The sequence below is a fragment of the Anaerotruncus sp. 1XD42-93 genome (assembly GCF_009917605.1).
Classification (GTDB): domain Bacteria; phylum Bacillota; class Clostridia; order Oscillospirales; family Ruminococcaceae; genus Anaerotruncus.
In genome coordinates, this window is the sequence record NZ_QZEG01000131.1 from 1 (window position 1) to 2665 (window position 2665).

General features: G+C 50.4%; 5 protein-coding genes. 1 reads left to right on the top strand and 4 read right to left on the bottom strand.

The genetic code is table 11. The features are described from left to right. Nucleotides 1-176: 176 nt before the first annotated feature. From D5269_RS17275 to D5269_RS17285, 3 genes are read right to left on the bottom strand one after another with little or no spacing between them, the layout of a single operon-like run. Nucleotides 177-335 (bottom strand): hypothetical protein, encoded by a 159-nt coding sequence (locus tag D5269_RS17275; RefSeq protein ID WP_160556438.1) that lies wholly within the window; start codon nt 333-335, stop codon nt 177-179. Next, entirely contained in the window at nt 336-572 is a 237-nt protein-coding gene (locus tag D5269_RS17280) for a DUF5348 domain-containing protein (RefSeq protein ID WP_129184824.1), read from the bottom strand. After that, nucleotides 569-769, bottom strand: a complete 201-nt coding sequence (locus tag D5269_RS17285; RefSeq protein WP_129184826.1) for a hypothetical protein — start codon at nt 767-769, stop codon at nt 569-571. The genes D5269_RS17280 and D5269_RS17285 overlap by 4 nt, the downstream gene beginning before the upstream one ends. A gap of 462 nt (nt 770-1231) precedes the next feature. On the opposite strand from D5269_RS17285, the gene mobV reads away from it, so the two are divergent. Further along, nucleotides 1232-2428 carry a MobV family relaxase gene (gene mobV, locus D5269_RS17290; RefSeq protein ID WP_129184828.1) on the top strand — a complete coding sequence of 399 codons (1197 nt, stop codon included), beginning with the start codon at nt 1232-1234 and terminating at the stop codon, nt 2426-2428. A gap of 18 nt (nt 2429-2446) precedes the next feature. On the opposite strand, the gene D5269_RS18425 is transcribed toward mobV, so the two are convergent. Next, nucleotides 2447-2665 (bottom strand): hypothetical protein (locus D5269_RS18425; RefSeq protein WP_207709160.1); only part of this gene is annotated, 219 nt, incomplete at its 5' end.

Consider the following 2665-nt stretch of genomic DNA (forward strand, 5'->3'; position numbering starts at 1 on the left):
AGCTTTCCTGACGCTTGCCAATATGCAACAGCCGCCTATCTCCGGCAGACAATCCTGACGGCAAAGGCACGTCACCCGAAAGACCTATTTTTGTACGTCAAAAAGATGATAGAGAATGACGAATAAGCCCGGAAAATGGCGGTTTTCCGGGCTTTTACTCACCGTGAGTAAAGCAGTCACTTGTCGGTCGGTATCTGGTACGGGCGGCGGACAATCTTCTCGATTTCCTCTGGTGTCAATTCGCCCCGCCGCTCCCGTTCCATGAGTTCTTTCCAGTCCTCTGGCGGCTCTATGCCGTCAATCACTATGTCGCTCAATAAATATCTGTTTTCCATTCAGTTCCTTTCTGGAATCCTTGCCCGGACGTACTCTAAACCGTCTCCCCTATAGGGGGTGTCTACCAGATACCAGAGGCCGCTGTAGTCCATTTCGATTCTGGTGGGAACCCATTCCCCCTCAACCATGACTTCCATGCACTCGCCACAATGAAAGCCGTCACGCTCCCAAAGGTCGGAAATTAGCAGTCCATAGCGTTTGTTGTCGGAATTGTACCCTAATCTTCCCTCTTTCATGCTTTCTCTCCTTTCGTTTGCTCCCGGCTCTGCTTGCGGTTCAGCTTCTTGTCCTCCTGCAAGGCGTACTGGCTGACAATCTCGCTGATGGACTGTTGCCGTGCTTGGGATATTCTTTCCAGACAGTCCCTTACCTCGGAACTGACGGTAAGGCACATTTTCTGTTTGGTGGGTAGCCCGGTCTTTGGTCTTGCCATGGTGTATTTCTCCTTTCTGTATTATAATATATATTTTAATTCGGGTTTCTATATGTATAATATACCATATTATAATACAGATGTCAATAGGGCATTAAGAAAATTTTACCCCTTATTTTAATATATATTAAAATACATACGTTTATCATGCCTGGCTGTACATACAATGTTCATACATATTATAATATATATTCAAATATTCTAATACATATTTTATCATGTATTAAAATATATATTATAATATTATCTATTTTGTGCCTGGCTTATCCGGCGCCGGGGCGGTGTAGCGGTGTACCGTCTGACCGATACAGTGTGTACTGGTGTACTGTTACACCGTGGCCGGTGCGGGGGGAGAAGTGCAGAGGGGGAACCCCCTTTGCCACAGAGGACTTTACGAAGTAAAGTATCCTGTGTTATACTTTACAAGTAAAGCATGGACAAGACAAGGGGGCTTGAATAAGAATGAGTTACGCAGTAGTTAGGGTGCAGAAGATGACCAGAGGGGCAATCAAGGGCATAGAGATTCATGACCGCCGTGAGAAAGACCATAGCCTGACGAACCCGGATATTGACTTCTCAAAGTCCGGGGAAAATTACGACTTATGCCCTGCCCAAAATGAATCCTTTTCCGAAGCCGTCCAGAGACGCATAGAACAGCTTGATTTGAAAAGGGCGGTGCGGAAAGATGCCGTTCTGATGGCGCAAGTTATAGTGACCTCTGACGGTGCTTTTTTTGACGGTCTGAAAGACGTTGACGAAGATGCCTACAATGCGTGGGCTGAACGGCGGGCAAGCTGTTCCCATGAAGCATATATATCTGGCGTTCCTTTCACGGAGGACTATATCGGGGGGTTGAGTGATTCGCCGCCAATGCAGGCTGACCGCTCACGGCAGTTTTTTCAAGACGCATACGACTTTCTGGCGGAGCGGTACGGTCGTGAGAACGTCATATCCGCTACCGTTCATCTGGACGAAGCTACTCCGCACATGCACTTCAATTTCGTCCCGGTTACTCCTGATGGGCGGCTGTCTGCCAAAGACGTGCTGACGAAGCAGAGCCTGACCGAACAGCAGACGGCTTTCCATGAAGCTGTAGGGGCAAAGTACGGCTTACAGAGGGGAGAGCCAAAGGGGAGCGGCAAGCGCAGACAGCATATGGAGACGGCAGAGTACAAGGCATACGCCGCAGAACTCGCAGAAGCCCGGCAGAGGGCAGAGACGGCACAGAGGGCTACGCAAGCCCTTGATAGCCGTGTACACGTCCTACAAGGCGATGTAAAAGCCTTAGAGGGACAGCGGGAGCGGCTGTCCGCTGACCTTGCGGAGACTTCCCAGAGAGCCGGAGAAGCCCACCAGAGGGCGGCACAAGAGCAGGGGGCAGTAAAGGCACTGGAGAGCCGCAGGGACGCTCTGCGGGACGAAGTAGGGGGCTTGCAGCGGGAAGTGGCCGTCTTGGAGCAGAACCGGGACAAGCTGCTTGCCCAGTCCCCCGGTTGGAGCCTTGCCGAAGTGAAGAAACAAGTCGAAATTGATAGAAAATTGTCACGTTTGGAGCAGTTGGAGCGGTTTCTGGACGCTCATTTCCCCCGGTGGCGGGACTTGTTCCAGACATTCCAGAGACAGCAGGGCAGGGACAGGGATACCGGGCGGGACAGATAGTGACAGTCGGCTTTTTCGTCATTTTTCACAACAAAACCGTTCTGCAGGGGAGCGGATTGGCCGGGGCCGCGGCGGGTTTTCTTGTTCAATATGCCGAAATTGAAGTTTTCGTGTAATATTTTGTCGTTTCGTGTCATGTACAGTATAGGAGCGGTAAAAAAGAAAAAGAGGGGTGGCGGTGTAATGGCACACTCCTTGACCCTCTATTTCGCCTTTATTTGCCCTCTGGACGGCTTT